This is a genomic window from uncultured Albimonas sp. (assembly GCF_963977235.1).
Classification (GTDB): domain Bacteria; phylum Pseudomonadota; class Alphaproteobacteria; order Rhodobacterales; family Rhodobacteraceae; genus Albimonas.
Genome location: NZ_CAXBOD010000020.1, coordinates 16,801 through 43,417, shown reverse-complemented (window position 1 = coordinate 43,417; position 26,617 = coordinate 16,801). Strand labels below are relative to the sequence as shown.

Below are 26,617 nucleotides of genomic sequence, written 5' to 3'. Positions count from 1 at the left end.
AAAGCCATGACCATCCCCTCCGCCTATGCCGACCCGGCCGAGCCGGCGCTGCCGAAGGCGCCCTTCGCGCTGGACGCGGCCCGCGCCGCCCTGGTGCTGACCGATCCCCAGATCGACTTCCTCTCGCCCCAGGGCGCCGCCTGGGGCGCCTTCGGCGCCAGCGCGACGCAGCACGGGACCGTCCCCAACCTGCGCCGGCTGATGGAGGCGGCGAAGTCGGCCGAGATCCCTGTGGTGATCTCGCCCCACTACTACTACCCCCACGACCACGCCCATGGCTTCGCAGGGCCGGCCGAGCGGCTGATGCACCACCTGGGCATGTTCGAACGCCGCCACCCGCTGTCAGTCGAGGGCTTCGAGGGCTCGGGCGCCGACTGGCTGCCCGAACTGCGCGACCTGATCGAGGACGGACGCACTGTGGTCTGCTCGCCGCACAAGGTCGCCGGGCCGCAGACCAACGACACGATCTTCCAGCTGCGCAAGCTGGGCGTGGACCAGGTGGTGCTGGCGGGCATGGCGGCGAATTTCTGCGTCGACAGCCACCTGCGCGACTTCGTCGAGCATGGGTTCGAGGTCGCCGTGGTCCGCGACGCCACCGCCGGCGCGCAGCTGCCCGAGGGCGACGGCTATGCCGCCGCGCTGTTCAACTTCCGCTGGTTCGCCCATGCCCTGTGGACGACCGATGAGGCTACGGCGATCATGGCCGGCGACGCGGCGGCGCGCGCCGCCTGACCGCCCGGCCGCGGGAGGCGCGCGCCGGGCCCCCCTCGGAGCCGCCTGCCCTGGGGCAGGCGAGCTCCCGGGTCGAGCCGGGGGCGCGTCTCGCCGCGTGCGCGCCCCCGACGCCGGGCAGGCGTCGGGGGGGACCGGAACGAACAGGGAGACCACGCCATGCGCAGCGAGCGTTTCGACTTTCACGGCCATGACGGCGACGCCCTGGCGGGGCGGCTGGATCTGCCGGACGGGCCGCCGCTGGGCTTCGCGCTCTTCGCGCACTGCTTCTCCTGCTCCAAGGACCTGCACGCCTCGCGCCGGGTGGCGGCCGCGCTGGCGGGGCGGGGCTGGGGGGTGCTGCGCTTCGACTTCACCGGGCTGGGCGGCTCGGGGGGCGACTTCGCCAACACCTCCTTCTCTTCGAACGTCGCGGATCTGATCACTGCGGCCGAGGCGATGGCGAGGGCCGGTCGCCCGGTCTCGCTTCTGGTCGGCCATTCGCTGGGGGGCGCGGCCGTGCTGGCGGCCGCGAGACGCCTTTCCCAGGTCGCGGCCGTCGCGACCATCGCCGCGCCCTCGGACGTGGCACATGTGCTGGGGCAGCTCGGCTCCGACCTCGAGACCGTGGAGCGGGAGGGCGAGGCGCAGGTCACGCTCGCCGGCCGCCCCTTCCGCCTGCGCCGCGACTTCGTCGAGGACGCCCGCAGACAGCGCCTGGCGCAGGCGGTGCGCGAGCTGCGCCGGCCGCTGATGATCCTGCATTCGCCGACCGACGCGCTGGTCGACGTCGACCACGCGCGGCGCCTCTACGAAGGCGCGCGGCAGCCCAAGAGCTTCGTCTCCCTCGACGGCGCCTCGCATCTGCTGGACGATCCCGAAGACGCCGAGTTCGCCGCGGGCGTCATCGCCGCCTGGGCCGGGCGCTACCTGCCGCCGCCCGCGGCCGATCCCTGGCCAGAATCGCCCCCCGGCGGCGGCGCGGCGCGGGCGCTGGACCCCGCCCCGTTCCGGCTCGCGGTCGCCTCGGGCGCGCACCGGATGCTGGCCGACGAGCCGGAGGCACAGGGCGGCGCCGACGCCGGTCCCTCGCCCTACGACTTCCTCGCCATCGCGCTCGCGGCCTGCACCGCGATGACCCTGCGCCTCTACGCCGCCCGCAAAGGCTGGGAGCTGGGGGCGCTGGAGGTGAGCGTCACCCACGATAAGGTCCACGCCGACGATTGCGGCGCCTGCGTCGACCTCGGGCTGGAGGGCAAGGTGGACCGCTTCGCCCGGGTGATCCACGTCGGCGCCGACATCCCGCAAGAGGTCCGCGACCGCCTGGTCGAGATCGCCGGCAAGTGCCCCGTCCACCGCACGCTCGAGGCCCGGGCGGCGGTCGAGACGCAGGTGGCGACTCGCGTCTGACCGCCGCCGCCTTGCACGGAGGCCGAAGGGCGGGCGAGATGGCGGGGCCATTCTTCGGAGACGCCGCACGATGCTCCTCGACCAGCTCCGCGTGTTCCTGCGCATCTGCGAACTCGGCAGTCTCGCCGCCGCGGGGCGCGCGCTGGGCCTCGCGCCCGCCACGGTGTCCGAGCGGCTTTCGGCGCTCGAGGCCCATTACGGGGCGAACCTGATCCAGCGCACCACCCGCGCCTTGAGCCTCACCGAGGAGGGGCGGATCCTGGCCGAGGCCGCGCCCCGCCTGCTCGCCGAGGCCGAGGAGATCGAGACGCGCCTGCGCCACGGCGCGCAGGAGGTCTCCGGCCCGATCCGCCTCAGCGCGCCGCTGGACCTTGGCCGCAACCGGGTCGCTCGGATCCTGGAGGCGTTCCAGGAGGCGCACCCGCGGGTGGTGATCGACCTGCACCTCTCCGACGCCTACGTGGACCTCGCGGCCCAAGGCTTCGACCTGGCGGTGCGCTACGGGGACCTGGCGGACAGCGCGCTGCGTGTGCGCCGGCTCGCGCCCAGCGCACGGATCGTCTGCGCGGCGCCGTCCTACCTCGCCCGACGCGGGCGTCCGGAGCGGCCGGAGGACCTGGCCCGCCACGATTGCCTCGGGATGCGCTTCGGCGCACTGACCGACAGCATCTGGCCCTTCGTGATCGAGGGAAAGCAGCGGCAGGTGGTCGTGCATCCCCGCCTTCAGGCGAACGACGGCGGCTTGGTGCGGGCGTGGTGCGTGGCTGGCCGAGGGCTGGCGCGCAAGGCCTGGTGGGACGTGGCCGACGATCTCGCCGCGGGTCGCCTGGTGCCCCTGCTGCGGGCATACGAGACGCCGGCGATCGGCCTGCAGCTCGTATATCCGAAGGACCGCGGCCGCATTCGGCGCGTCGCCCTGCTGATCGAGGCGCTGGCCGTGGGCTTCAAGGCATAGGGCGCACTTCAATTCGCCGGGCGGCGGGGCCGGCGGCGGAGGCCGGGCCTGGGCGGGGGCCGGCCCGACGCGCCTGCCCCAGCCCAGGCCCGCGATCATCAGCCAGCGGCGACGAAGGCCAGCAGGTCGCGGTTGATCACCTCGGCATGCACCGTCGCCATGCCGTGGGGATAGCCCTCGTAGGCCTTCAGCTCGCCATTCTTCAGCAGCTTGGCCGAAAGCGCGGCGGAGTCGTCGAAGGGCACCACCTGGTCGTCGCGGCCGTGCATCACCAGGGTCGGGACCTCGATGGTCTTCAGGTCCTGCGTGAAGTCGGTTTCCGAGAAGGCCTTGATGCAGTCGTAGTGGGCCTTGGCCGAGCCCTCCATCCCCTGTCGCCACCAGTTGCGGATCAGGCCCTGGCTGACCTCCGCCCCCTCGCGATTGAAGCCGTAGAAGGGGCCGGAGGCGACGTCGAGGTAGAACTGCGGCCGGTTCGTCGCCAGCGCCTTGCGGAAGCCGTCGAAGACCTCGATTGGCGTGCCGCCGGGGTTGGCGGCCGATCTGACCATCACCGGCGGCACCGCGCCGATCAACACCAGCTTCGCCACCCGGCCGGGTTTCGCGCGGGCCACGTAGCGCGCCGCTTCGCCGCCGCCGGTGGAGTGGCCGACATGCACGGCGCCCTTCAGGTCCAGCGCGTCGGTCAGCGCCGCCACGTCGGCGGCGTAGGTGTCCATCTCGTTGCCCTCCTCGGTCCAGCCGGAGCGGCCGTGACCGCGACGGTCATGGGCGATCACGCGGAAGCCCTCGCCAAGGAAGTGCAACATCTGCGCGTCCCACTCGTCGCCCGTGAGGGGCCAGCCGTGATGGAAGACGATTGGGGTCGCGGTCTTCGGCCCCCAGTCCTTGTAGAAGATAGGGGTTCCGTCGGCGGCGTCGATGAAGCTCATGTCTCTGTCCTTGAGGTCGGGGGTGGGAACGGCGGCCTGCGCGAGCGCGCCCGAGCGGGCGAGCAGCGCGAGGCCCGCGCCGCCGAGCATCGCGGCGCGGCGGCTGACGAGGAGGGAGGGAAGGGCGTCCAAGGCGATCTCCTGTCCACAAGCCGCGGTGCGCGGCGCAGGCGGGGGCGAGCCGCGCAGACAGCGGCCCGGCGACCCCGTTGTGCCCCGGATCTTCGCGACGCGCCGTCATCCGCCCGTCTGGCCGACCGATACCCGGGTAGAGGCCGCAGGCCGGGGGGCCGCTGCAAACGCCTGATGCGCTTGACGAATATCCGCCGGCTTGGGGCGACCTGTGCCGAGGTATGGCTGGCCTGACCCGACGCCTCTGCGGACGCTTCCCCATCCCCCCGGATCGAGGAGACCGCTCCATGCATACCGTTCCCCATCCGACGCCCGCCGGCGAGGCCCGGCCCGTCTCCCCCCGCCTCCTGCGCGCCGCCCCGCCGCCGGCGCCGCCGTTCGCCGGGTCCGGCGGCGGGGCGCCGGCGCGACCGTCGGCGCCGGGGCGCCCGCCCCTCGGCTCCGGCCGGACGGCGCGGCTCGCCTTCGTCGCTGTGACGCTGGCGCTGCCGCCCTGGACGACCGAGGCCGGTCCGACGGCTCCCGGCCCCGTGCCCGTCGAGGTGTTCGCCGAGATCGACGGCGCCATGCCCACCGGCGTCGCCGCCACGCCCGACGGGCGCCTGTTCCTCACCTGGCCGAAGTGGGGCGACGGCGCCCCCTTCACGCTCGGAGAACTGGTGGACGGCCGGCCCCGCGCCTGGCCCTCGGCCGAGGCCAACGCCTGGGATCCCGCCGCGCCCTCGGCCGCGCTGCTGAGCGTGCAGAGCGCGGTTGCCGACGCCGCCGGCCGGCTCTGGGCGCTGGACACCGGAGCGCCGGGCTTCCAGGCGCCGATCCAGGGGGCCGCGAAGCTGGTCGCCTACGACCTCGCCTCCGGCGAGGCGGTGCGGACGATCCCCTTCGGGCCCGAGGCGCTGCTGCCGACGAGCTACGTCAACGACCTGCGCATCGACCTCGGGGCGGGGCCCGAGGGGACGATCTACATCACCGACAGCTCGCTGACCGGGCCGGGTGGGATCATCGTGGTCGACATCGCCTCGGGGACCGCGATCCGGCGGCTGTCGGGCCATGCCTCAACCGCGCCGGAGCCGGATTTCTCGATGGCCTTCGACGGCGAGCCCCTGCAGGTCCGCCCCGCCGGCGCCCCGCCGCAGCCCTGGCGGGTCGCCTCAGACGGCATCGCTCTGTCGGCCGACGGAAAGACGCTCTACTGGTGCGCGCTGACCTCCCGCCGTCTCTACAGCGCCCCGACCGCACTGCTGCGTGACCCCGGAGTCGGCGAGGTCGAGCTCGCCGCCGCGGTCCGCGACCTCGGGCCCAAGCCGCCCTCCGACGGGCTGGCCGAGGACGACCGAGGCCGGGTCTATGCCGGCGACCTGGAGGGTAACGCGATCCATGTGCGCGACCCCGACGGCGCCTGGCGCCTGCTGGCGCGCGACCCGAGGATGCGCTGGCCCGACACGCTGTCGGTGGGCCCGGACGGCTGGCTCTACGTCACCGCCAACCAGCTCGACCGGCAGGCGGGCTTCCACGAGGGGCGCGACCTGCGCCAGCCGCCCTACCGGGTGCTGCGCATGAAGATCGACGCCGGCCCGGTGCTGCGGGACTGAGGCTGGGCGCGCCGCGGATCGTTCGGAACTTCCGAAGACTGCTTCCGGATCGCGGCGCATTCCCCGCCCATCCCGTCCGCGCCAGATAGGCGGGACCGGCGAGCGTCTCGCCGGTCCCGACCGCCTCCAGACCCCGCCGAAGGAACAGTCATGGCCCTCCGCACCGCTTTCGCCGCGCTGGCGCTCACGGCTCTTGCCGCCGCGCCGGTCTCCGCGCAGACCATCGAGCAGGTGATCCGCTCCGGCGCAGATCCCGCGCGGGAGGCCGCGACCGAAGCCGCCGCGCGCCATTTCTACGCCTTCTGGAACACCGGCGCGCCGGCCGAGCTCTCCGCCGCCATTGCGCCGGACTTCACCGACCGGACCCTGCCCGCGGGCCGGCCCCAGGGCCCCGAGGGGCCGGCCACGGCCTCGGCCGCCTTCCGCGCCGCCGTGCCAGACCTGGGCGTCGCCATCCGCCGCATGGTGATCGCCGGCGACTGGGCGACCGTGCACATGGTCTTCTCCGGCCATTTCACGGGCGCCTTCAATGGCGTGCAGGGCCAGGGGCAGCCGATCGAGTTCATCGCCACCGACCTGGTGCGCGTCGAGGACGGCCGCATCGCCGACAACTGGCACATCGAGGACAACCTCGCCCTGCTGACCCAGATGGGCCTTGTGGTCCCCGCGGAGGGCGCGAAGTGACCACCGCCCCGATCCGGGTCGGTCACATCGACCTCGGCTTCCACGCCGCCGCCGCGCGCGAGGTCGAGCGCGCGCTGGAGGCCCATGGCCACGCCGTCGCCCGCTCCGCCGCCCCGCATGAAGAGATGTTCGCGCGGCTGGGGCGGGGGGAGGTGGACCTGATGGTCTCCGCCTGGCTGCCATCCAGCCACCAGGTCTATTTCGACCCCATCGCCGACCAGCTGCGCAGGCTCGGCGTGCTCTACGACCCCTGCTGCATCTGGGGCGTGACCGAGGCCGTGCCCGAGGCGGAGGTCGCCTCGGTCGCCGACCTCCTGCGCGAACCGGCGCTGAGCCGGATGGAACGGCTGATCCAGGGCATCAACCCCGGCGCCGGCATCAGCCGCTTCAGCCGGGCGATCGTCGAGCGCTACGGTCTCGCCGCCGCCGGCTACCGGTTCGAGACCGGGACCGAGGCCGACTGCTTCGACCGGTTCGAGCGGGCCCAGGCCGAAGGCCGCTGGATCGTCGTGCCCTTGTGGCATCCCCATTACCTGCACGCTCGCCACCGCATCCGCGCGCTGGAGGAGCCGCATGGCCTGCTGGGGGGCGCCGACGAGGCGACCCTGGTGGTGCGCCGCGACGCCGAGGCCCGGCTGGGCGCGGCGACGCTCGACGCCCTCTCCCGTCTCCGGCTCGGCAACGCCCGGGTCAGCGAGCTCGACGACGCGCGACGGCGCGGCGTCTCCCTGTGACTGCGAAAGGAACCGCATCATGAAAGCCATCGGCTACACCGCCCCCGGCGGCCCCGAGATCCTGCAGGACATCGATGTCCCGGTCCCCGCTCCGGGCCCCCGGGACATCCTGGTCCGGGTCGAGGCCATCTCGGTCAACCCGGTCGACGCCAAGGTCCGCGCAGCGGCCGCACCGGCCGAGGGGACCCACAAGATCCTCGGCTGGGACGCCGCCGGCGTGGTCGAGGCGATCGGGGCCGAGGTGACCCTCTTCGCCCCCGGCGACGAGGTCTGGTACGCCGGCGACGTCACCCGCGCGGGCGCCAACGCCGAACGGCACCTGGTGGACGAGCGGATCGCGGCGAAGAAGCCGGCCAGCCTCGGCTGGGCCGACGCGGCCGCTCTGCCCCTGACCGCGATCACCGCCTGGGAGCTGCTGTTCGACCGCCTCGGCGTGCGCGTCGGACGCAAGACCCAGGGCGGGACGCTGCTGGTGGTGAACGGGGCGGGCGGCGTCGGCTCGATCCTGATCCAGCTCGCGCGGCGGCTGACCGGGCTGACCGTGATCGCCACCGCCTCCCGCCCCGAGACAGTGGCCTGGGTCGAGCGGATGGGCGCCCACCACGTGGTCGACCACCGCAAGCCGCTGGACGAGGAGCTGGCCCGCATCGGCATCCCCGAGGTGGACTTCATCGCCAGCCTCACCGGTTCTGACGCGCAGCTTTCGACCTATCCGAAGATCATCCGCGCGCAGGGCAAGCTGGCGCTGATCGACGACCCCGACGCCTTTGACATCAACGGCTTCAAGCGCAAGTCGATCTCGATCCACTGGGAGTTCATGTTCGCCCGCCCGATGTGGAACACGGCCGACATGATCGAGCAGCACCGCCTGCTGAGCGAGCTTGCGGCCCTGGTGGACGCCGGCCTGATCGAGACCACCCGGACCGAGCGCCTGGCTCCTATCGACGCCGCCAACCTCCGCCGCGCCCACGCGCTGCAGGAAAGCGGCCGGGCGATCGGCAAGACCGTGCTCGAGGGCTGGCCCGCCTGAGCACGGGCCCCGCCGGACGCGGAAACGGCCGGCGCCGCAAGGCGCCGGCCGAACGTCGTCTGGTTCGCCGATCAGGCGACGGCCCGTGCGTCGCGCCCGCCCGCGGGGACCAGCGCGGCCGCGAGCGCCCAGGCGGCGGCGAAGGCGACGACGATGGAGAGGCCCAGCAGGTCGAAGCGCGATGCCAGCGCCTCGGCCGCGCGGATGAGGACGCCGCGAAGGCCGAAGGTTTCGGCGGCCAGCGCCGCGACCTGCACGGCGCCGACCAGCACCGCCGCCGCGATCGACATCAGCGTCAGGGCCAGGTTGCAACGCAGCTTGCGCCCCGGATCGTCCAGCGCCCAGCGATAGGCGCCGGTCATCAGCGCGCCGTCGGCCGTGTCGACCAGCGACATGCCGGCCGCGAACAGCGCCGGGAACGCCAGCGCCGCGCCGAGACCCAGGCCCGAGCCCGCCTGCGCCGCGGCCAGGCCGAACAGCGCCACCTCGGTCGCGGTGTCGAAGCCCAGCCCGAACAGGACGCCCAGCGGCGCCATGTGCCAGGGCCGCCCGATCCGCTCGAACAGCGGGCCGAACAGCCGCGACAGCGGCCCCCTCGCGGCGGCCTCCGGCCCGCAGGGCGCCTCCCCCGCGCGCAGGCGGCGCAGGTCGCCCAAGGCGCCGCGCAGGATCTGCAGGTTCATCGCCGCCACCGCCAGCAGGAACCCCCCGGAGACGCAGGTCGCCACGATCCCGCCGAGCTCGCGCGCGCCCGGAAGCGCCGACAGCCGGCCGGCCGCGAGGATGACGACCAGCGTCGCCGCGACCACCAGTCCCGAATGGCCCAGCGCGAACCAGAGCCCGACCGAGGCCGACGGCCGCTCGCCCTGCGCCAGGCGGCGCGCGACATTGTCGATCGCCGCGATATGGTCCGCGTCGACCGCATGGCGCAGGCCCAGCGCATAGACCAGCCCGGCGGTCGCCAGCAGGTCGGCGCGGCCGTCGAAGGCCAGCAGCGCCCAACCCCAGGCGCCGAGGTTCATCAGCCCGGCCACGGCGAGTGCGGAGGCGGCCCGGGCGCGGAACGCGCGGTCAGGGCTGGGGCGGGAAGCGGTGGGGGTCATGACGGATCGCCCGGTTGCAGGAGGAGGGCCCTCCCCGCGCCGCCTCGGCGCGGGAAAAGCAGCTGGATGCACGCGAACGCGGCCAGCGCGCCGCCGACCTGCGCCGGCCAGAACCAGGCCAGGGCCGAGGCCGGAAGCGCCGCGGGCCCGGCCGTCAGCACGACGCCGAGCGCCACCGCCGGGTTGGCGCAGGACATGGAGGGCAAGGCGAGGATCGCTGCCGTCAGCCAGGCGGCCACGGCGAAGGGGCCGGTCTCGGGCTTCAGGCTCCGGGCGCAGCCGAAGACCACCAGCATCAGGCCGGCGCTCGCCGCCGCTTCGCTCGCCGCCTCCGGCCAGCCGGGGGACGGCAGTGCCAGGGCCCCGGCGCCGGCGCGGACGCCCCAGAGGAGCGCCGCGGCGACGCCTCCGGCCGCGGCCCCGGCCGTCTGCGCGGCCGCATAGGCCGCCAGGCAGCGCCCCGAGCGGTCGCCCGCCAGCCATTGCAGGCCGGTGATCAGCGGGTTGAAATGTCCGCCGGACAACGCGCCGAACGCCACGATCAGCCCCGCGAGCGCCGCCGGGATCGTCAGCGCCAGCATCGGCAGGATCAGGTCCGCGCCCGGACCGAAGGCCCGCTCCGCCGCCAGCCCTGCGCCCCCGGCGGCGAGGACAAGCATCGCGGTCCCCAGCCCCTCGGCTGCGGCGCGGCGCACGAGGGGCGCCTCCGGGTCCGCCTCGTGGAAGCATGTGCGCGCGCCCCCGGGCCAGGGGCGGCGCGACGCGCCTCTCCTGGCGAAGGACGCGGCCGCCATGCCGGGCCGGGGCGTCATCGTTTCGCCCCGGACGCGCGACCCTCGGCGTCTGGGGCCACGCTCGCTTCGACAGGTGGGAACCGCGCCTCGACCTCCTGCATCTTGCGGGCAAGTTCGGAGGGGGTCAGCAGGCCCTTGGCGAACAGGATGTTGGCGAAGGCCACGGTCCACCGCTCGTAATAGGGAAGCTGGCCGATCAGGGTCTCGCCCAGCGCCTCGACGCCCTTCCGCTTCTCCTCCGTGTTCACGATCTTGCGGAAGTCGAGGACGTCTGCCAGCGCGTGGCAGCGTTTCTCCCAGGGCAGCAGGGTATGCTCGACCTGCACGATCGGGCCGGCTTCGGCCCCGCCGATATCGTTGGGAAGGCGGGAGACGCGATCGGGAACGAACGCGGCCATCACGCGGCCTCCTGCGACAGCGTGACCGGCACGACGCCGATCATGGCGTCGCGGGTGACGAGGGCGGCCAGCGCCTCTTCGGACCAGCCGGCGGTTCCCTCCGGCCGGCGGGGCAGCACCAGGTAGCGGACCAGCGAGGTCGAGTCGCTGACCCGGATCTCCATGCCCTCGGGCAGCACCGTGCCGAATTCCTCCAGCACCTTGCGGGGTTCGGAGACGGCGCGCGCGCGGTAGGGCTTCAGCTTGTACCAGTCGGGCGGCAGCCCCAGCACCGGACGCGGGTAGCACGAGCAGAGCGTGCAGACGATCAGGTTGTGCATGGTCTCGGTGTTCTCGAGCACGATCAGCTGGGTGTCGTCGTAGACGGAGATGCCCAGCTCCTCGACCGCGGCACGCCCGTCGGCCAGCAGGCGGGCGCGGTAGTCGGGATCGGTCCAGGCCCGCGCCACCACCTTCGCGCCGAGCGCGGGCGTGCGGCTGTCGAGCACCTCGATCTGCCGTCGGATCTCGGCCGCGGTGATCAGGCCCTTGGCGATCAGGAGTTCGCGCAGCGCGGTCTCCATCACCTCGTAGTATCCGGGCGTCGCGTCCTCGACGATCGGGGCGTGGTCGTCGTGATCGTGCGGGTGGTCATGATCGTGGGGCATCAGGCGCGCTCCAGCCAGGTTTCGAAGATCTCGATCTGCAGTTCGTCGCCCTTCGCGGCGGGATAGCCGTTCCAGAGGCGGGCGAGCGGGATGGCGACGCGGTAGTAGCGCCCGCGCAGGCCGCCGGCGTTGCGGCCGTAGCCTTCCTCCTCGTTGTCGATAAGCGCCGGCTCGATGATCCGGGTGACCCTGGCCTCGCGGCCGCGGACATAGATTGGCACGCGGTAGTGGCCGATGGGCGCGCGGGTCGCGATGCGCACCCGGTCGCCGACGGCGAAGGGCGGCTGCTCATGGAGGGCGGGAAGCGGGGAGGACATGGGGGCGATCTCCTTTCCGGACAGGCCCCCAGCCTGCGCGAGCGCGCCCCCGCAGGGCGCCTGAACGTCGGTCTCCGCGCCCCATACCGCAGTTCGGGCCGCCCTCGCCGGAGCCTTGCGCGACACGCCGGACGCGCGCCGGCTGCGGCGCCCCCGACCGTCGTATGTCTGGCCGCGGCGCGCCCGGGCGCCTTTCTCCGGCAAGCCCGGCGCCCCTCTCCGCGCCGTCCGTCGAGCCCGCAGCCCCGGAGGAGCCGCATCGATGTCGGTCCATGTCCCCGCGCCGTTTCTCGAGGCCGCCGCCCTCGGTCTGGCCTGCTCGTTCGTGGTCGCTCTCGCGGCGACCCGCCTCTTCGCTGCGGCGCCGGAGCCGCCGCCGGCGCAGGCGCCCCTGAGGGCGGAGGCGACTTCGCGGACCCTCGTCTGGAACGCCGTGGTTCCCGCGGCGCATGACGTCTTCGTCTCCGGCCCCCGCTGGGCGTCCGGGAGCGGGCCGCAGCTGTCGCGCGCCGTGGACGGCTCGGCGAGGCCGTTTCCCGACGCGCACTGGAACGCCTGGGCGCCCGGACTGGACGCCGCCGACCGCTTCGTGAACCTCAACGCCCTGCGGCTCGACGCCGAGGGCGCGCTCTGGGCCGTGGATACCGGCGCGCCGGGGTTCGGCGGAGATCCGCTGCCCGGAGGCGCCAAGCTGGTGCGGATGGATCCTGCCTCGGGCCGGGTGCTGCGGGTGATCCGCTTCGGGCCCGATGCGGCGCTGCCCGGGTCATACATCGACGACGTGCGGTTCCAGGGCCGGCGCGCCTATCTCACGGACGCGGGGCGGCCGGGGCTGATCGTCGTCGACCTCGACCGGGGGACGGCCCGCCGCGCGCTCGAGGGACATCCCTCAACTGTCGCGCGCGACGACCGGCCGATCGTGGTCGACGGCGAGATCCTGCGCGGGCCCGACGGACGACCGCTGAAGGTCCATGCCGACCCGCTGGAGCTGTCGCCGGACGGCCGGTGGCTGCTCTACGGTCCGTTGGCCGGGCCCTGGTCGCGGGTTCCGCTGGCCGCCCTCGACGACCCCGCCTTGCCGGCCGAGGCGCTGGCGGCCGCGGTCGAGCCCTTCGCCGACCTGCCGCCCACCGGCGGCACGGCGATGGCGCCGGACGGCCGTCTGGTGTTCTCGGACCTTGCGGCCGACGCGATCCGGGCGCTTGGGCCCGACGGCCGCGTCGAGACCCTGTTCGCGGACCCGCGCTTGCACTGGGTCGACGCCATGAACCTCGACGTCCTCGGGCGTCTCTGGATGCCCGCGGCCCAGATCGACCGCGCCGCCCTGTTCCATGCCGGCGGGGCGCGGCTGCACCTTCCCGTGACCCTGTGGTCCGCGCCTCTGCCGCCCGCCGGCGCCACGCTGTCGCGTTCTCTCCCCCTGACTGATCTCCCCCTGACCGAAAGGAGCCCCCGATGACCCCCGACCGTACCGAAGAAGTCCGCCTCCTCGCCCGCCTGACCGCCCGCCCCGGGCGCGAGCAGGCGCTGCGCGACGCCATCGCCGATCTCGTGCCCCGCGTCCTCGTTGAGGATGGGTGCATCGCGTATCACGCCCACGTCTCCGACGCGGCGCCGGCAACCGTGGTGATGTACGAGGCCTGGCGCGATCAGGCGGCGCTCGATGTCCACGCGGCCGGCCCGGCGCTCGCCGAGCTGGCGGCGCGGTTCGACGATCTCCTGGCCGAGCCCATGGCGCTCGAGCCCCTGCGCCGCTTCGCCTGAGGGAGGGACGGATGTCCGACGCCTCGCCCGTCGAATGGCCGCAGACGCGCGCTCACGCGATCCGGACGCCCCCCGGCGCCATCCGGAGCTTGCGCGCCCGCGCCGTGCTGGTTCCCCTTCGACGCCCGGTGATCGCCGCCATCGGGCGCTTCGACCGCTGGCCGCTGGTCCTGGTCGACGTCGAATTGGCGGGCGGGGTCGTGGGCAGCGCCTATGTCGCCCCCTATCGCGCCGCCTCGGTCCCTGCCGTGCTGGCGGAGCTCTCGGACCTCGCGGAGGTCCTGGTCGGCCGCCCCGCCGCGCCCTTCGACGTCGAGGCCGGCCTGATGCGCGCGCTGAACGTCGTCGGCGTCGCGGGGCTGACGACCATCGCCGCCGCGGCGATCGACATGGCCCTCTGGGACGCCCGCGCCAAGGCGGCCGGCCTGCCGCTGGTGGAGCTGCTCGGGGGGACCCTCGGGCCGGTCCGCGCCTACAATTCCAACGGGCTCTGGCGTCACGAGATCGGCTCCCTGGGTCGCGAGGCGCGAGAGCTCGCCGATGAGGGCGGCTTCTCCGCTCTGAAGCTGCGTCTGGGGGCGGAGCGGCTGGCCGACGATCTTGCCGCCATAGCCGCGGTGCGCGAAGGCGTGGGGCGGGACCTCGACCTGATGGTCGACTTCAACCAGGGCCTCGGCGGCGGCGACGCGCTGCGGCGCTGCCATGAGCTCGACGAGCAGGGGCTCTACTGGTTCGAAGAGCCGCTCGCCTACGACGACCTTCGCGGCTACGCCGAACTGGCCGCCCGTCTGCGCACGCCGCTGCAGCTGGGCGAGAACCTCTACGGCGCCCGCGACCTGATGCGCTTCGTAGAGGCGCGGGCGCTGCACTATGCGATGGGCGACCTGATGCGGATCGGCGGCGTGACCGGCTGGCTGCGCGCCGCCGCCGTGGCCGGGGCGGCGGGGGTGCAGTTCTCGAACCATCTCTACCCGGAGATCGCCGCTCATCTGCTCAGGGTCACGCCGAGCGCGCACTGGTTGGAATGGGTCGATTGGGCCTCGCCGATCCTGCTCGATCCGCCGGTCCCGTCTCAGGGTCGGATCGTGGCGAGCGGTCTGCCGGGCATGGACGTGCGGTGGGACGAGGCCGCGGTCCGTCGCTACGCGATCTGACGCCACTGCAAGGCGTCGACCCGGCTCTGTCGGCCGGGCCGACGCCGATCTCAGCTCAACGCCCCGCGGATCAGCGCCGCCGCCTCGCGCCCGCGTCCCGCCAGGACGGCCCGGGCGGAATAGAGCGCCGCGCCGTAGATCTGCGAGGCCTCGACCTTCGGCGGCATGACCAGTTCGTATCGGTCGGTCACCACGTCGAGCAGCGCCGGCCCCTCGGCCGCCAGCCAGTCGTGGACCGCCATGTCCAGGTCGCTGGCGCGCTCCACCCGCCGGCCCCACAGGCCCATCGCCTGCGCCACCTGCGCGAAATCGGGATTCATCAGATCGGTGTAGGCGTCGAGCAGCCCCTCGACCTTCTGCTCCAGCTCGACGAAGCCGAGGGAGGCGTTGTCGAAGACGCAGATCTTGATCGGCAGCCGCTCCTGCACGGTCGTCATCAGGTCTCCGAACAGCATTGCGAGGCCCCCGTCGCCGGACATCGAGATCACCTGCCGATCCGGGAATGCTGCCTGCGCGCCCAGCGCCTGGGGCATGGCGTTGGCCATCGTGCCATGGGTCAGCGACACGATCGTCCGGTTGCGCCCGGTCGCCGGCACATGCCGCAGGCACCAGACCATCGGCGAACCGCCGTCGGCCGTGAACACCGCGTCCCGCGCCGCATGCCGGGCCACGGTGAGCGCGAGGTATTGCGGGTGAATGGGTCGCGAGTCGTCGGCGACCGCGTGCCGCTCCTGCGCCTTGCGGGCGCGGGTCCTGTGAGCGAGGCATTCGTCGAGGAACGCGCGCTCGGCGCGCGGCGCGATCCGCGGCGTCAGCGCTTCCAGAGTCTCGCGAACGTCCCCCACCACGCCGAGGTCCACCGGGTGGCGGCGGCCGAGATGCGTCGCGTCGAGATCCACCTGCAGGATGGTCGCCTTCGAGGGGTAGAACTGCCGCCAGGCGAAGTCGCACCCCAGCAAGAGGAGCGTGTCGCATGCGCCCAGCGCATGGGCGCCCGCCTCGGAACCGAAGACGCCGGTCATGCCCACGTCGAACGAGTTCCCCGGCTCGAGGAAGTCCTTCGCGCGGGAGGTGTGGGCGACCGGCGCGCCCAGCCGCTCGGCCAGGGCCGTCACCGCTTCGCGCGCACCCTCGCAGCCCGAGCCGCCGTAGATGGCGATCCGGCGCCCGGCGTTCAGCCGTTCGGCCAGCGCCGTCAGTTCCGGTTCCGACGGGAGGACGCGCGGCCGGGCGCGATGCACTTCGAACGCCGGCGACTTCGCCGCCGGGGCGCGGGCCACGTCGGCCGGCACGATCAGGACGGCGACGCCCCGGCGCGCGAGCGCGGCCTGCGCCGCCATGGCCGTCATCCGGCGAGCCTGAGCCGGCGTGCGGATCTCCTCGCAGAAGACGCTGCAGGACGCGTAGATGGCGCGGAAGTCGACCTCCTGCGGGAAGTCGAAGCCGATCTCGTCGCGCACGATCTGGCTGGCGATCAGCACGACGGGGGCCCGGTTGCGGTGGCTCTCGAAGATGCCGTTGACGAAGTGCAGGCTGCCCGGCCCGCAGGAGCCGGCGCAGGCGGCCAGTTCGCCGGTGAGCATCGCCTCGGCCCCGGCGGCGAAGCCGCCGGCCTCTTCGTGGCGGACATGCACCCATCGGATGCCGCTTCGGCGGATTGCGTCGGTGACGTGGTTGAGCGTGTCGCCGGGAACCCCGTAGCAGCGGCGCACTCCGGCCCGCGCGAGGGTGTCGACGATCACGTCGGCGGTGGTTTCGGTCATGAGACGTCTCCTTGGGGACAAGCGCAAGGATAGGAGCCGCACGCCCCGACCACCCTATGCACGGAGGAAGGGCCCGCCCCCTGCCGGGGTATGTGCGGACCGCCGCACGGCTGCGAAGCGGCCGCGGTCGGGCCTCCCATCCCCTGGGCGGATCGCTCACCTCCTTCGGTATGTCTGGCGCAGCGGCCGGCGGGATCCGACCCTTTGACCGGTCGCGGCCATCGCCGGCCGCAGCCCCGATCCGACGGGCGCCCCCGCCCGACCCCGACGAAGGAGACGACCATGATCCTGCGCGCACCTGCGCTCGCGCTCGCGCTCGCCGCGGCCACGAACTTGCCCGCGCTCGCCGACGGCGACGCCTCTCGCGGCCAGGCCGAGTTCAAGCGTTGTGCGGCTTGCCACGCGACCGACGCCACGCCGCGCGTCGGGCCGGGTCTGGGCGGGATCGTCGGCCGTCCTGTCGGCACCGCCGCCGGGTTCCGCTACTCGAAAGCGCTTGCGCAGCTGGGCGGCGACTGGTCCCCTGACCGGCTGGAGGCGTTCCTCGCCGACCCGCGCGGCTACGCGCCCGGGACGCGAATGACCCTGCGCATCGCGAAGCCCGAGGACCGGGCCGATCTGGTCGCCTACCTCGCGACGCTGAGAAGGTGACGACGCCGACCGTCGCCCGGTGCGGACCGTTTGTCCCACGGTTTCCGTTGGAATGCTTCATGCGGGCGCCCTTCAATGTGCCGGGCCGGGTGTCGAGGGCGCGGTCGCGGTAGCCATTGCGCCAGGTCCTGCGGCCCTCCGCCCGCTTGTGCCGGCCCGCGCCGAGCCACCCCCTCGACGTCTGTCTCCATGATGAGCTGCCAGACCGCCTCGGCGATCGCGCGGAGGAAGTCGCCGTCGTGGTGCTTCTCAAGCAGCTCGGCCACGCTCATGCCGGGCTTGGTCGTCGCGGTCCCTTCGGCGACGGGTTGAAGTCGGCAAACTCCACCCTGACCGTACAGCTCGATCGCCACCCCGCTCTCCACCGCCGGCGCCGCGGGAAATTCCGCTACCTCCGCGGACCCAACACGGCGATGCTCTCCAGTTGGCTTTGACACGTAAACCGGAGGGCGGCCCGAAGCGCGATGCGATAGGCCCGAGCATGCGACGCATCTCCTACGCCCGCCATCGCTTTCCGCCGGCCATCATCCAGCATGCGGTCTGGCTCTACCTCCGGTTCGCCCTGAGCTACCGCGATGTCGAGGACCTGCTCGCCGAGCGCGGCATCGATGTCTCTTACGAAACGGTGCGCCGCTGGACCCTCAAGTGCGGCGCCGCCTATGCGCAGCGGATCCGGGCGCGACGCCCACGGCCCAGCAGCCGCTGGCATCTGGACGAGGTCTTCATCCGAATCCTGGGCCGGATCCACTATCTCTGGCGCGCTGTCGATGACGAGGGCGAGGGCGAGGGCGAGGTGCTCGAGGTGATCGTTCAGCCGCGACGAGACCGGAAGGCGGCGCTGAAATTGCTGCGAGAACTTCTGAAGCGGCAGGGTGTCGTGCCCGACGCGATCGTGACCGACCGGCTGCGCTCCTACGGCGCGGCGTTGCGGGATCTCGCCCTGGCGAACCGCCATGTGGCCGGCGGCCGGTCCAACAACCGGGCAGAGGTCTCGCACCAACCGACGCGCAAGAAGGAGCGCCAGAGGCGAGGATTCCGCTCGCCGGGCTCGGCCCAGCGCTTCCTCTCGCGTCACGCCGCCGCCTACAACCACTTTAACATCCAGCGCCACCTGATCGCCCGCCGAACGATGAAGTCGCTCCGGGCGGAGGCCTTCGCGACCTGGCGCGAGATCGCCGCCGCCTGAGGGCGGGCCCCATGCGGCTCACGGGCACCTGCTCATCTATGTGACAATGCCGTCCAAGCACAGTGCGTCGAGACGAGGCGACTCGATGGTCGATGCACCAGAACGCGGCGGGCGTTGCCCTGGATCAGGGCTCTACTCAAGGATCGAGGGCAGCCAGAGCGAGACGCCCGGCACGTAGGTGACCAACAGCAGGGCCGCGAAGATCGCTAGGTAGAAGGGCCAGATCGAGCGCATCGCGTGCTCGATGCGGATCTTTCCCACTGCGCAGCCGACGAACAGGCAGGTGCCCACCGGCGGCGTGCACAGACCGATGCCGAGGTTGATCAGCAGCATGATCCCGAACTGTACCGGGTCCATCCCGAGGCCGGTGGCGATGGGTAGAAAGATCGGGGTGCAGATCAGAATCAGCGCCGCCATGTCCATGATCATGCCCAGCATCAGCAGGATCACGTTGATCATCAAAAGGATCACGATCGGGTTGTCGGAGATCGACACCAGCAGCCCGCTGAGCGCGGCCGGCACCTGATAGAGCGCCAGCAGATAGGCGAAGGAGCTGGCGAAGGCGATCAGGATCATCACCATCGCCGTGGTGCGCACCGCGCCGACCACGGACTTGCGGAACGCATCCCAGGTCAGCGTGCGGTAATAGAATGCGGTCAGCAGCACCGCGTAAATCGCTCCGAACGCGCCGGATTCGGTGACCGTAAACACCCCCGACAGCGTCCCGCCCACGATGATCACCGCCGTCATGAAACCGGGGATGGCGTCCATCGCCGCGCGGCCGACCACGCGCCATCCGGGGAAGGGCTCGGCGGGGTAGTTGTGGCGGATCGACAGGACCCAGGCCGCGACCGCGAGGCTGACGCACATCAGGATGCCGGGGATGACGCCGGCCAGAAACAGCTTGGAGACCGAGATCCCGCCCCCCGCGGCCACCGCGAAGATGATCATGTTGTGGCTGGGCGGGATCACGATGCCCGCGATCGAGGAGGTGACGGTCACGTTGACCGCGAAATCCGGACGGTAGCCCCGCTCCTTCATCACCGGGACGAGCAGGGAGCCGAGCGCCGAGATGTCGGCCACCGCCGAGCCCGAGATGCCGCCGAACAGCATCGAGGAGAAGATGTTGACCATCGCCAGCCCGCCTTTGAGGTGGCCGACCAGCGCGGAGGCGAGCTTGACCAGCCGCTGGGCGATGCCGCCATGCAGCATGATCTCGCCCGCGAAGATGAAGAACGGGATCGCCAGGAGCGAGAACACCGAGACCCCGGCCGTGGCCCGCTGGAAGGTGATCAGGCTGGGGAAGCCCTCGACCAGGAAGGCGGCCGCGGCGGCGATGCCCATGGCGAAGGCCACGGGCATGCCGATGACCACCCCGACGGCGAAGGCGCCGAGCAGAATGAAGAGACCCACGTCAGGCGTCCTTGATGTCGTCGTTCAGGAACTCGTCGGGCGTCCAGCTGCGGAACCGGAGGATGCGCAGCAGCGCGCGGGTTCCCGAGAACAGCAGCATCAGGCCGCCGAGCGAGGTGATGGCCAGGGTTCGGATGCTTTCCGGAACGTCGAGCATCGGCAGCATCGTGTCCCAGCCGAACGCCGCCAGCTCGAGACCCGCCGAGAGCATGACGGCCCCGAACGCCGCCAGCATCATGTCCACCGCGATCATCAGCACCTTTCGCACCGGCATCGGCGCCATGTCGCGGAACAGCAGCACGCCGATATGGGTGTCGTCGCGCACGCCGACCGCGGCGCCCAGGAAGGCGATCCAGCAGATCAGCAGCAGCGCCAGCTGCTCGACCCAGGTGGGCGTGGCGTTCAGGACGTAGCGGCCGAAAACCAGCCAGCCGAACGCGGCGATCAGCAGGACCAGGGCGATGGAGGCGACGACCATGCAGACGCCGCGGATCAGGTCCAGAGCCTGCTCGACGCGCCGGAACGGAAGCGGTTCGGTGGACATGCGTCCCCTCTGGCTTGAAGGAAAGGCGCCGCGGGGCGCCGGCGCGGCCGGCGTCCCGCGGCGGGTCCGATCAGTCGGCGTCGCGGATCAGCGAGACCAGGTCGGCGAGGTCGGGGTTGTCCTCGAGGAACGCGTCGTAGACCGGGGTCATCGCGTCCTGGAACGGCGCCTTGTCGGCGACGGTGTTGACGGTCACGCCGCCGGCCTCGACCGTCTCCATGCTCGCGGCCTCGCGCTCGGCCCACAGCTCGCGCTGCATGCCGGCGCTGGCGCGGCCGGCCGCCATCACGATCTCCTGCTGCTCGGGCGTCAGCTTCTCCCAGGTCTTGAGGCTCATGCACAGGCACTCGGGGATGATCAGATGCTCGGTCAGCGAGTAATACTGCGCGACCTCGTAGTGGTTGGTCGATTCGTAGGAGGGGGGGTTGTTCTCGGCCCCGTCCACGACGCCGGTCTTGATCGACTGGTAGACCTCGGCGAAGGCCATCGGCGTGGCGTTGCCGTCCATGGCCTCGACCATCTTCACGAACAGGTCGTTGCTCATCACGCGGACCTTGAGCCCCTCGACGTCGGCGGGCGTGTTGATCGGGCGCACCGAGTTGTAGAAGGACCGCGCGCCGGCGGCGTACCAGCCCAGCGGCACGATGCCCTTGGCCTTCATGCCCTCGCCGATCGCCTCGCCGGCGGCGCCGTCCATCAGCGCGTACATCTGCGGCACGCTCTTGAAGATGAAGGGCAGCGCGGTGACGTTGGCCTCGGGCACCGCCTGGCCCATCGGGCCGAGGTTGAACTCGCCGAAATCGATCACGCCCAGGCGCATCTGCTCGATCGCGTCGGGCTGCGAGCCGAGAACGCCGTTGTGGTAGACCTTGCCCGAAATTTCTCCGCCGGTCTTTTCCTCGACCTCCGCGAGGAACGACTCCATCGCGATGGAGACGGGGTAGTCCTCGACATGGATGTTCCAGCCGCGCAGCTCCAGCGCGGATGCGGAGACCGGCGCCAGCCCGATGGCCAGCAGCGTCGCGGCCGCGACGCCCTTTGCATGGTTCAGTGCGGTCATCGTCTTCCTCCCTGCGAATGTCCTGCCGGCGCAACACCCACCTCCCGTGGTCGCCGACTCCCGCACAATGCATGTATCCCAACTTGTATCCAAGAAGAATCTTAAGGCGAGATGCGATGGCTGCGCGCGCAGGGCGGCGCGACCTGGCGCCCCACCTCTCGGCCGGTCTCAGTCATCGTCGTCGAAATAGGCGGCGCTGGCGATCTTGATGGCCTCGATGGTCGCATCGAGGCGGGAGAGGTGCTCCGTCCCGGCCTCGACCGCCTCTTCATCGCGGCCGGCCTTCAGCGCTTCGGCGATCCGGGCGTGGTCGTCGATCAGCTGAGGCATCCGGTCCTCCCGCGAGAGGGCGAGCATGCACAGCCGATCCACCTTCTTCTTCTCTGCGTGGATCACGTCGAAGGCGAAGGGGACGCCGGCGATGCCGCAGATGGCGCGGTGGAAATCGTAATCGAGCTGGGCGAACCCGAGCTGATCCCCTCTCGCCAGGGCCTTGCGCTGCAGGGCCAGGCAGGCGTCCAGCTCATGGCCGTCCGCCGCAGTGCAGCGTCGCGCGGCGCGGCGCAGCACTTCCATCTCGACGGCGGCGCGCACGAAGCGGGACTTCTCGATCTCGCTGCGCGAAAAGCGCTTCACCTCGGTCGCCTTGCGGGGGCGGATGCGCAGGAGGCCCATGCTTTCCAGGCGGCTGAACGCGTCACGCACCGGCTGGCGAGAGACGCCGAATTGCGCGGCGATTTCCGGCTCCGAGATCCGGGATCCCGGCATCAGGCGCATCGAGGATATGTCCTCCTGCAGCCGCTCGACGATCATGTCGACGCTGCTCTTGCGGCCATTGGGCTCGGATGATCGTTCCATGCTGCACTCTCCCGTCGCCTCGCGTGATAGCCGGCGGCGTCGGGATTTTCCAGCGCGCGCCCGCTGGCCCGCGAGCCGCGGCGCCTGCGGCCTTCAGGCTACGTGTATTCCATCTTGTATTCAACACTTGACCAGCCGCACGGTTCCGGGCCACCCATGACCACACCCGACCGACGGGCCGCTCAGGCGGCCGTCGCATCGACGAGGACCGGGAAGCATGCGAGAGCAGGACATGAGACTGAGCGGCAAAGCGGCGATCATCACCGGCGGCGGACGCGACATCGGGCGGGCCTGCGCGCTGGCGCTGGCCGCCGATGGCGCCGACGTGGCCATCAACTACCACTCCAGCGCCGAGGGCGCCGAGGCGACGGTCGCGGCGATCAAGCAGGCCGGCGGCCGCGCCTTCGCGATGCGGGGCGACCTGACCCGGCCCGAGGACGCGCAGGCGCTGGCCGACGCGGCCACCGAGGCCTTCGGCGGCATCCACGTGCTGGTCAACAACACAGGCGGCCTGATCGCGCGAAAAACCATCGCCGAGATGGAGCCCGAGCACTGGAACGCGGTGCTGGCGCTGAACGTGACCAGCGCCTTCCTGATGACCCGGGCCTGCCTGCGCCACATGACCGCCGGCGCGATCGTCAACATCGCCAGTCAGGCCGGGCGCGACGGCGGCGGCGGCGGCGCGGTGGCTTACGGCGCCTCGAAAGGCGCGGTGATGACCATGACGCGCGGACTGGCCAAGGAGCTCGGCCCCGACATCCGCGTCAACGCGCTGTGCCCCGGCATGATCGACACCGACTTCCACAATACCTTCACCCCCGACGAGGTGCGCGCCAAGGTCGCTGGCGCCACGCCGATGCGCCGCGAAGGAACTTCCGAGGACGTGGCCCGCCTGGTCGCCTTCCTCGCCGGCCCGGACGCGGCGTTCATGACCGGAACCAACGTCGACATCAACGGCGGCACGCTGTTCAGCTGAGGTCCTCGCCCGGCGGCGCCGCCCGCGCCGCCGGGTCTGCGCGGAGGGATCCCCATGCGCTTCCTGTCCATCGGCGAATGCATGGCCGAGTTGTCGCCTGCCGGCGACGCGCGCGACCCGAGGGCTTATCGGCTCGACTACGCAGGCGACACATACAACACCGCCTGGTACTTCCGCCGCCTCCGCCCCGACGCCCGCTGCGCCTATCTGTCGGCGGCGGGGGACGACGCGCCCTCGGACGCGATGATCTCGGCGATCGGGTCCGCCGGCGTCGACACGCGGTTCATCCAGCGCCGGGCAGGGGAGTCCATCGGGCTCTACATGATCGCGTTGGACGGGGCGGAGCGGCGGTTCTGCTACTGGCGCTCGGCCTCCGCCGCGCGGAACCTCGCCGAGGATCCGGCCCGGCTCGACGCCGCGATGGAGGCCTCGGACCTCCTGTTCTTCTCGGGCATAACCCTGGGCATCCTGCCGCGGGCCGGACGGCAAGCGCTGCTCGACGCGCTGTCCCGCGCCCGCGACCGGGGCCGGACCGTCGCCTTCGACCCCAACCTGCGTCCCGCCCTGTGGTCCGACGCCGACGAGATGCGCGCCTGGATCATGCGCGGCGCGCAGGTCTGCGACATCGCTCTGCCGTCGCGCGAGGACGATGCGCTCCATTTCGGCGATCGCGATGGCCAGGCGGTGCTCGACCGCTACCGGAGCGCGGGCGCGCGGTGCGTGGTGGTCAAGGACGGGCCGGGCCCGGTGCTCTACGACGCGGGGGAGGAGACCGGGGAGGTCGAGACGCCGCCCGCCGACGCCGTCGTCGACACCACGGCGGCCGGCGACGCGTTCAACGCCGGGTTCCTGTCGCGCTTCGACTCCGGCGAGGGTCTGGCCACGCGGATCGCCCACGCCTCGGCCCTCGCGCGTCACGTCATCTCGGTGCGCGGCGCGCTCGCGCCGCCGCCCGACCCCGCCTTCTCCTCCTGAACACGAGGCTCGCCCGACATGCCCGACCCCAGGCCCGCAGCCGAGATCCCGCTGGCGCCCGAGACCCTGGACCAGCTTCGGCGGGTCAGCACCGCCTCGCTCGCGACGCTTCTGTTCAAGCGCGGCTTCCGCAACGCCTATGTGCAGGGTGTGGCGCCGCTGCGCGCGGGCGGCCCGCGGATGGTCGGGCCGGCCTTCACCCTGCGCCACATCCCCGCGCGCGAGGACACCGACCCGCTGGAGGCGTTCCGGGAGCGGGACCATCCCCAGCGCGTGGCGGTGGAGACCTGCCCGGAAGGTCATGTCCTGGTCATGGACTGCCGCCGCGACGTTTCGGCCGCGTCTGCAGGCTCGATCCTGCTGACCCGTCTCGAGGTTCGCGGAGCGGCGGGCGTGGTCACCGACGGCGGCGTGCGCGACGTCGAGGGGGCCGCGGAGCTGTCCCTGCCGGTCTTCGCCGCCGGCCCCTCGGCGCCGACGAACCTCACCAGGCACCACGCCATCGACATCGACGTGCCCATCGGCTGCGGCGGCGTGGCGGTCTATCCCGGCGACATCGTGGTGGGCGACGGCGACGGGGTGATGGTGATCCCCCGCGCGCTGGCCGACGACATCGCCCGCGAGGCCGTGTCGATGGAGAGCTACGAGGATTTCGTCCTCGAGGAGGTCCGCGCCGGTCGCCCGGTGATTGGCCTCTACCCGCTCACCGACTCCGAGAACCAGGCGAGGTTCGAGACCTGGCAGGCGGCGCGCCGGCGCTGAGCCGGGCTGTCCGTCCGCGTCAGTGGAGGCGGGCGGTGCCCGTCTCCGGGCGACCCCATGCCTGCACATCGCGAGCCAGGGCGTCGGCCAGCTCTACCAGCGCCGCGGGATCTCCGCCGCGATGCGCCTCCAGACGCAGCGCCGAGATCTCGGTCTGGTAGCGTCGCGCGAGCCGCTCCGGGTCGGCGTCCGGCGGCAGCTCTCCGGCCTCCTGCGCGCGGCGGAACCATTGGGCGAAGGCCGCGCGCATGCCGTCGAAACATTCGCGCGCGCGAGCCGCGACGGCGCCGTCGGCCTCGGTCGTCTCGACCAGGGTCTTCACGATCATGCACATGCGCGCGCCGTCGCGGTATTCGGCCTCCGGCGCCTCGGGCGCGCCGAAGCCGCGCAGATGGTCGGCCAGCCCGCCCAGCACCGTCTCCGCCTTTGCCATGCGGGCGTCGAGCCCGGCCAGGCTGCGCTGGAAGTAGCGCTCGAGGCTGGTGAGAAACAGCGCCTCCTTGCTGCGGAAGGCCGCATAGATGCTGCCCGGCTTCATCGCCAGCGCCGCCTCGAGATCCTTGAGCGAGGTCGCGTGGTAGCCCTTGCGCCAGAACAGCGCCATGGCCGCGTCCAGCGCCGCCTCGCGATCGTAGGGCCGAGCTCGTTTCATGGTCGCATCCTATCGCCTCGCGTGCGGCTTGTCCCGCGAGCGACGCAGGCCGCGCATGCACGATTGAGTGATTGCTCAAATCCGGCATTGAGCGTTCGCTCAAAAGGACCTACCTCTGCCGTGCCGCCGGCGACCCGCGCCGGCCGAACGAAAAGGACGCCCGAGATGATCGAGTTCGCCAAGCACGACGAGACCACCGCGCCCGAGGGCTCGAAGCCCCTGATCGAGAAGTCCAAGGCCGCCTTCGGACGCCTGCCGGGGCTGCACGCGGTCCTCGCCGAGTCGCCCGCGGCCTACGAGGGCTACCAGGTCCTGCACGCGCTGTTCCTGCAGACCAGCTTCACCGACGAGGAGAAGACCGTGGTCTGGCAGACGATCAACGTCGAGAACCGCTGCCACTACTGCGTGCCTGCCCATACCGGTATCGCCAAGGCGATGAAGGTGGACGACGCGATCAGCCAGGCGCTGCGCGACGAGACCCCGCTGCCGACGCCGAAGCTGGAGGCGCTGCGCACCTTCATCCTGCAGGTGATGCGGGGTCGCGGCGACGTGCCGGAGGCCGACCTGAAGGCCTTCCTCGGCGCCGGTTTCACGAGACAGAACGTGCTGGAGGTGATCCTGGGCCTGAGCCAGAAGATCATTTCCAACTACACCAACCGCTTCGCGCAGACGCCGGTCGACCCGGTGATGCAAAAGTTCGCCTGGGAGCCGGCCGACAAGGCCGCCTGAGGGCGCCTGCGCCCCTCGGTTCGGCGAAGGCGCGCGCGTCTTCGCCGATTCATTTTGTCGGCGTTGACCGCGTGGCCGTGGCGCTTATCGATGCGCACGCCTGCGTGCTAAAGCACGCCGGTGATTTCGCAGGCTGGTGAACTGACCAACTTGCTCGGTGTTGAAGTTCTACGGCGGACCGTTCCGCACCAGGACCTCTTCAGCTTCTCGACGCAGACGTCCGCGTGGACCGTGTTCGACACACGCCAGGCCGGCGCCTTCCGCGTCGCCCAGTCCAAGACCGCGACCGATTAGAGGAACCCGCGGCGCATCGGGCTGCAGGGGGTGTCCCGTGCGCCAGACCTGAACAGGCCGGTCGACGATCCTGTTCCGCAGTAGGTACGGCTAGACCTTGTGGTCAGGGCGCGGTTGCGATGACTTTGGACGCTGGTAGACGGCTTGAACGCCGATCTTCGCCATCAGCCGCAGGATGCGCTTGCGCCCGACCTCGTGGCCCGGCGGCGTAGAAGCCGGGCCATCTGGCGCGAGCCGTACCACGACGTCTCCAACAGCGGCTCGTCGATCAGCCGCATCAGGGCCCGGTTCAGCGGACTCTCGCTTTTGGCCGGTCCTAAGACACGCAGACCGGCTGATCGCCACGAGCCTGCACCGCCGTGCGATCGACAGGCGCAGCTGAGCGGGATCTAACATC

At 71.9% G+C, this 26,617-nt stretch carries 28 protein-coding genes and 1 pseudogene; 16 read left to right on the top strand and 13 right to left on the bottom strand.

Annotated elements, in window-relative coordinates; genetic code table 11:
* The first annotated feature begins 6 nt into the window (after positions 1-6).
* The 3 genes from AAC134_RS11665 to AAC134_RS11655 all read left to right on the top strand — a co-directional run bounded on the left by AAC134_RS11665 (position 7) and on the right by AAC134_RS11655 (position 3,076).
* Complete coding sequence (locus tag AAC134_RS11665; protein WP_339949266.1) at positions 7-732, top strand: cysteine hydrolase; 726 nt, start codon at positions 7-9, stop codon at positions 730-732.
* Positions 733-891: 159 nt separating this feature from the next.
* Positions 892-2,121 carry a bifunctional alpha/beta hydrolase/OsmC family protein gene (locus AAC134_RS11660; protein WP_339949265.1) on the top strand — a complete coding sequence of 410 codons (1,230 nt, stop codon included), beginning with the start codon at positions 892-894 and terminating at the stop codon, positions 2,119-2,121.
* 70 nt (positions 2,122-2,191) lie between these two features.
* Entirely contained in the window at positions 2,192-3,076 is an 885-nt protein-coding gene (locus AAC134_RS11655) for a LysR family transcriptional regulator (protein ID WP_339949264.1), read from the top strand.
* A gap of 98 nt (positions 3,077-3,174) precedes the next feature.
* On the opposite strand, the gene AAC134_RS11650 is transcribed toward AAC134_RS11655, so the two are convergent.
* The gene (locus tag AAC134_RS11650) at positions 3,175-4,140 is read right to left on the bottom strand and encodes an alpha/beta hydrolase (RefSeq protein WP_339949263.1); all 966 of its coding nucleotides are present in this window, start codon (positions 4,138-4,140) and stop codon (positions 3,175-3,177) included.
* Positions 4,141-4,427: 287 nt separating this feature from the next.
* Between AAC134_RS11650 and AAC134_RS11645 the strand changes: the two genes are divergently transcribed.
* From AAC134_RS11645 to AAC134_RS11630, 4 genes are all read left to right on the top strand, one after another.
* Complete coding sequence (locus tag AAC134_RS11645) at positions 4,428-5,732, top strand: L-dopachrome tautomerase-related protein (RefSeq protein WP_339949262.1); 1,305 nt, start codon at positions 4,428-4,430, stop codon at positions 5,730-5,732.
* Between the two features lie 150 nt (positions 5,733-5,882).
* On the top strand, positions 5,883-6,416 hold the full coding sequence (locus tag AAC134_RS11640) for an ester cyclase (RefSeq protein WP_339949261.1): 534 nt from the start codon (positions 5,883-5,885) through the stop codon (positions 6,414-6,416).
* The gene (locus AAC134_RS11635) at positions 6,413-7,150 is read left to right on the top strand and encodes a glycine betaine ABC transporter substrate-binding protein (protein ID WP_339949260.1); all 738 of its coding nucleotides are present in this window, start codon (positions 6,413-6,415) and stop codon (positions 7,148-7,150) included. The genes AAC134_RS11640 and AAC134_RS11635 overlap by 4 nt, the downstream gene beginning before the upstream one ends.
* 19 nt (positions 7,151-7,169) lie before the next feature.
* Positions 7,170-8,180 (top strand): zinc-binding alcohol dehydrogenase family protein, encoded by a 1,011-nt coding sequence (locus tag AAC134_RS11630; protein ID WP_339949259.1) that lies wholly within the window; start codon positions 7,170-7,172, stop codon positions 8,178-8,180.
* Between the two features lie 71 nt (positions 8,181-8,251).
* Here AAC134_RS11630 and AAC134_RS11625 read toward each other — a convergent pair whose 3' ends face one another.
* Genes AAC134_RS11625 through AAC134_RS11605 form a run of 5 tightly spaced genes read right to left on the bottom strand, consistent with a single transcriptional unit; the run spans position 8,252 to position 11,439 of the window.
* The gene (locus tag AAC134_RS11625; protein WP_339949258.1) at positions 8,252-9,283 is read right to left on the bottom strand and encodes a hypothetical protein; all 1,032 of its coding nucleotides are present in this window, start codon (positions 9,281-9,283) and stop codon (positions 8,252-8,254) included.
* Positions 9,280-10,077: an aquaporin gene (locus AAC134_RS11620; protein WP_339949287.1), complete on the bottom strand. Its 798-nt coding sequence runs from the start codon at positions 10,075-10,077 to the stop codon at positions 9,280-9,282. The genes AAC134_RS11625 and AAC134_RS11620 overlap by 4 nt, the downstream gene beginning before the upstream one ends.
* 14 nt (positions 10,078-10,091) lie before the next feature.
* Complete coding sequence (locus tag AAC134_RS11615) at positions 10,092-10,475, bottom strand: hypothetical protein (protein WP_339949257.1); 384 nt, start codon at positions 10,473-10,475, stop codon at positions 10,092-10,094.
* Positions 10,475-11,122, bottom strand: a complete 648-nt coding sequence (nthA, locus tag AAC134_RS11610) for a nitrile hydratase subunit alpha (RefSeq protein WP_339949256.1) — start codon at positions 11,120-11,122, stop codon at positions 10,475-10,477. The genes AAC134_RS11615 and nthA overlap by 1 nt, the downstream gene beginning before the upstream one ends.
* Complete coding sequence (locus AAC134_RS11605; RefSeq protein ID WP_339949255.1) at positions 11,122-11,439, bottom strand: SH3-like domain-containing protein; 318 nt, start codon at positions 11,437-11,439, stop codon at positions 11,122-11,124. Before AAC134_RS11605 ends, nthA begins: the two co-directional genes overlap by 1 nt.
* A 262-nt stretch (positions 11,440-11,701) precedes the next feature.
* On the opposite strand from AAC134_RS11605, the gene AAC134_RS11600 reads away from it, so the two are divergent.
* From AAC134_RS11600 to AAC134_RS11590, 3 genes are read left to right on the top strand one after another with little or no spacing between them, the layout of a single operon-like run.
* Positions 11,702-12,898: an L-dopachrome tautomerase-related protein gene (locus AAC134_RS11600; protein WP_339949254.1), complete on the top strand. Its 1,197-nt coding sequence runs from the start codon at positions 11,702-11,704 to the stop codon at positions 12,896-12,898.
* On the top strand, positions 12,895-13,203 hold the full coding sequence (locus tag AAC134_RS11595; RefSeq protein ID WP_339949253.1) for a putative quinol monooxygenase: 309 nt from the start codon (positions 12,895-12,897) through the stop codon (positions 13,201-13,203). Before AAC134_RS11600 ends, AAC134_RS11595 begins: the two co-directional genes overlap by 4 nt.
* An 11-nt stretch (positions 13,204-13,214) precedes the next feature.
* Positions 13,215-14,357 (top strand): enolase C-terminal domain-like protein, encoded by a 1,143-nt coding sequence (locus AAC134_RS11590; protein WP_339949252.1) that lies wholly within the window; start codon positions 13,215-13,217, stop codon positions 14,355-14,357.
* Between the two features lie 50 nt (positions 14,358-14,407).
* Here the strand turns inward: AAC134_RS11590 and AAC134_RS11585 are convergent, their stop codons facing one another.
* The gene (locus AAC134_RS11585; RefSeq protein ID WP_339949251.1) at positions 14,408-16,120 is read right to left on the bottom strand and encodes a thiamine pyrophosphate-dependent enzyme; all 1,713 of its coding nucleotides are present in this window, start codon (positions 16,118-16,120) and stop codon (positions 14,408-14,410) included.
* Between the two features lie 282 nt (positions 16,121-16,402).
* On the opposite strand from AAC134_RS11585, the gene AAC134_RS11580 reads away from it, so the two are divergent.
* A complete protein-coding gene (locus AAC134_RS11580; protein ID WP_339949250.1) occupies positions 16,403-16,771 on the top strand; it encodes a c-type cytochrome in 369 nt (122 codons plus the stop codon).
* Between the two features lie 55 nt (positions 16,772-16,826).
* Here AAC134_RS11580 and AAC134_RS11575 read toward each other — a convergent pair.
* Positions 16,827-17,043, bottom strand: a pseudogene (locus tag AAC134_RS11575) (transposase); the annotation flags it as partial.
* A gap of 209 nt (positions 17,044-17,252) precedes the next feature.
* Between AAC134_RS11575 and AAC134_RS11570 the strand changes: the two are divergent.
* Entirely contained in the window at positions 17,253-17,957 is a 705-nt protein-coding gene (locus tag AAC134_RS11570) for an IS6 family transposase (protein WP_339949249.1), read from the top strand.
* A 132-nt stretch (positions 17,958-18,089) separates the two neighbouring features.
* On the opposite strand, the gene AAC134_RS11565 is transcribed toward AAC134_RS11570, so the two are convergent.
* From AAC134_RS11565 to AAC134_RS11550, 4 genes are all read right to left on the bottom strand, one after another.
* Complete coding sequence (locus AAC134_RS11565) at positions 18,090-19,370, bottom strand: TRAP transporter large permease (protein ID WP_339949248.1); 1,281 nt, start codon at positions 19,368-19,370, stop codon at positions 18,090-18,092.
* Between the two features lies 1 nt (position 19,371).
* Positions 19,372-19,914 carry a TRAP transporter small permease gene (locus tag AAC134_RS11560; RefSeq protein WP_339949247.1) on the bottom strand — a complete coding sequence of 181 codons (543 nt, stop codon included), beginning with the start codon at positions 19,912-19,914 and terminating at the stop codon, positions 19,372-19,374.
* A gap of 70 nt (positions 19,915-19,984) precedes the next feature.
* A complete protein-coding gene (locus AAC134_RS11555) occupies positions 19,985-20,974 on the bottom strand; it encodes a TRAP transporter substrate-binding protein (protein WP_339949246.1) in 990 nt (329 codons plus the stop codon).
* A gap of 168 nt (positions 20,975-21,142) precedes the next feature.
* A complete protein-coding gene (locus AAC134_RS11550; RefSeq protein ID WP_339949245.1) occupies positions 21,143-21,832 on the bottom strand; it encodes a GntR family transcriptional regulator in 690 nt (229 codons plus the stop codon).
* Positions 21,833-22,064: 232 nt separating this feature from the next.
* Between AAC134_RS11550 and AAC134_RS11545 the strand changes: the two genes are divergently transcribed.
* Genes AAC134_RS11545 through AAC134_RS11535 form a run of 3 tightly spaced genes read left to right on the top strand, consistent with a single transcriptional unit; the run spans position 22,065 to position 24,545 of the window.
* Entirely contained in the window at positions 22,065-22,808 is a 744-nt protein-coding gene (locus AAC134_RS11545) for a glucose 1-dehydrogenase (protein ID WP_339949244.1), read from the top strand.
* Positions 22,809-22,862: 54 nt separating this feature from the next.
* The gene (locus tag AAC134_RS11540) at positions 22,863-23,783 is read left to right on the top strand and encodes a sugar kinase (RefSeq protein WP_339949243.1); all 921 of its coding nucleotides are present in this window, start codon (positions 22,863-22,865) and stop codon (positions 23,781-23,783) included.
* 18 nt (positions 23,784-23,801) lie between these two features.
* Positions 23,802-24,545, top strand: coding sequence for a ribonuclease activity regulator RraA (locus AAC134_RS11535; protein ID WP_339949242.1), 744 nt, complete (start codon positions 23,802-23,804; stop codon positions 24,543-24,545).
* Between the two features lie 19 nt (positions 24,546-24,564).
* On the opposite strand, the gene AAC134_RS11530 is transcribed toward AAC134_RS11535, so the two are convergent.
* Positions 24,565-25,197 (bottom strand): TetR/AcrR family transcriptional regulator, encoded by a 633-nt coding sequence (locus AAC134_RS11530; RefSeq protein ID WP_339949241.1) that lies wholly within the window; start codon positions 25,195-25,197, stop codon positions 24,565-24,567.
* Between the two features lie 165 nt (positions 25,198-25,362).
* Between AAC134_RS11530 and AAC134_RS11525 the strand changes: the two genes are divergently transcribed.
* Positions 25,363-25,926 (top strand): carboxymuconolactone decarboxylase family protein, encoded by a 564-nt coding sequence (locus tag AAC134_RS11525; RefSeq protein WP_339949240.1) that lies wholly within the window; start codon positions 25,363-25,365, stop codon positions 25,924-25,926.
* The last annotated feature ends 691 nt before the right edge of the window (positions 25,927-26,617 follow it).

Coding starts and splice junctions, on each gene's coding strand:
- AAC134_RS11665 (WP_339949266.1), top strand. CDS start 7: ATGACCATCCCCTCCGCCTATGCCGACCCGGCCGAGCCGGCGCTGCCG.
- AAC134_RS11660 (WP_339949265.1), top strand. CDS start 892: ATGCGCAGCGAGCGTTTCGACTTTCACGGCCATGACGGCGACGCCCTG.
- AAC134_RS11655 (WP_339949264.1), top strand. CDS start 2,192: ATGCTCCTCGACCAGCTCCGCGTGTTCCTGCGCATCTGCGAACTCGGC.
- AAC134_RS11645 (WP_339949262.1), top strand. CDS start 4,428: ATGCATACCGTTCCCCATCCGACGCCCGCCGGCGAGGCCCGGCCCGTC.
- AAC134_RS11640 (WP_339949261.1), top strand. CDS start 5,883: ATGGCCCTCCGCACCGCTTTCGCCGCGCTGGCGCTCACGGCTCTTGCC.
- AAC134_RS11630 (WP_339949259.1), top strand. CDS start 7,170: ATGAAAGCCATCGGCTACACCGCCCCCGGCGGCCCCGAGATCCTGCAG.
- AAC134_RS11625 (WP_339949258.1), bottom strand. CDS start 9,283: ATGACCCCCACCGCTTCCCGCCCCAGCCCTGACCGCGCGTTCCGCGCC.
- AAC134_RS11620 (WP_339949287.1), bottom strand. CDS start 10,077: ATGGCGGCCGCGTCCTTCGCCAGGAGAGGCGCGTCGCGCCGCCCCTGG.
- AAC134_RS11615 (WP_339949257.1), bottom strand. CDS start 10,475: ATGGCCGCGTTCGTTCCCGATCGCGTCTCCCGCCTTCCCAACGATATC.
- nthA (WP_339949256.1), bottom strand. CDS start 11,122: ATGCCCCACGATCATGACCACCCGCACGATCACGACGACCACGCCCCG.
- AAC134_RS11605 (WP_339949255.1), bottom strand. CDS start 11,439: ATGTCCTCCCCGCTTCCCGCCCTCCATGAGCAGCCGCCCTTCGCCGTC.
- AAC134_RS11600 (WP_339949254.1), top strand. CDS start 11,702: ATGTCGGTCCATGTCCCCGCGCCGTTTCTCGAGGCCGCCGCCCTCGGT.
- AAC134_RS11595 (WP_339949253.1), top strand. CDS start 12,895: ATGACCCCCGACCGTACCGAAGAAGTCCGCCTCCTCGCCCGCCTGACC.
- AAC134_RS11590 (WP_339949252.1), top strand. CDS start 13,215: ATGTCCGACGCCTCGCCCGTCGAATGGCCGCAGACGCGCGCTCACGCG.
- AAC134_RS11585 (WP_339949251.1), bottom strand. CDS start 16,120: ATGACCGAAACCACCGCCGACGTGATCGTCGACACCCTCGCGCGGGCC.
- AAC134_RS11580 (WP_339949250.1), top strand. CDS start 16,403: ATGATCCTGCGCGCACCTGCGCTCGCGCTCGCGCTCGCCGCGGCCACG.
- AAC134_RS11570 (WP_339949249.1), top strand. CDS start 17,253: ATGCGACGCATCTCCTACGCCCGCCATCGCTTTCCGCCGGCCATCATC.
- AAC134_RS11560 (WP_339949247.1), bottom strand. CDS start 19,914: ATGTCCACCGAACCGCTTCCGTTCCGGCGCGTCGAGCAGGCTCTGGAC.
- AAC134_RS11555 (WP_339949246.1), bottom strand. CDS start 20,974: ATGACCGCACTGAACCATGCAAAGGGCGTCGCGGCCGCGACGCTGCTG.
- AAC134_RS11550 (WP_339949245.1), bottom strand. CDS start 21,832: ATGGAACGATCATCCGAGCCCAATGGCCGCAAGAGCAGCGTCGACATG.
- AAC134_RS11545 (WP_339949244.1), top strand. CDS start 22,065: ATGAGACTGAGCGGCAAAGCGGCGATCATCACCGGCGGCGGACGCGAC.
- AAC134_RS11540 (WP_339949243.1), top strand. CDS start 22,863: ATGCGCTTCCTGTCCATCGGCGAATGCATGGCCGAGTTGTCGCCTGCC.
- AAC134_RS11535 (WP_339949242.1), top strand. CDS start 23,802: ATGCCCGACCCCAGGCCCGCAGCCGAGATCCCGCTGGCGCCCGAGACC.
- AAC134_RS11530 (WP_339949241.1), bottom strand. CDS start 25,197: ATGAAACGAGCTCGGCCCTACGATCGCGAGGCGGCGCTGGACGCGGCC.
- AAC134_RS11525 (WP_339949240.1), top strand. CDS start 25,363: ATGATCGAGTTCGCCAAGCACGACGAGACCACCGCGCCCGAGGGCTCG.